At 72.8% G+C, this 250-nt stretch carries 1 pseudogene; it reads right to left on the bottom strand.

Going from position 1 to position 250, the window contains the following annotated elements:
* A pseudogene (locus KVS71_RS18060) lies at nucleotides 1-250 on the bottom strand (LD-carboxypeptidase); the annotation flags it as partial.

The raw sequence follows: 250 nt of genomic DNA on the forward strand, positions 1-250 counted from the left end.
GGCTCCTCCGTGATGTCCTCCAGGAAAAGGATGCCGGGGGCGGGGACGTCCGCCTCCGGGGCGCCGAGTCCGGCGGTGAGCAGACTGAGGTTGCCGCCCGTGAAGCGTCCCTCGGCGCGACCCGGCGTCATGATCTCGGTCTCCGGACCGATGAGCTCCCGCCCGCGCCAGGGTTCGAAGGGCCAGCGCTGTTCGTCGCCGCGCACCTGCTCCGAGTCGCGGGAGTCGTTGCCGCCCGCCAACGGGCAGG

This window comes from Microbacterium sp. GbtcB4 (genome assembly GCF_019091465.1).
GTDB classification, from domain to species: Bacteria; Actinomycetota; Actinomycetes; order Actinomycetales; family Microbacteriaceae; genus Microbacterium; species Microbacterium paraoxydans.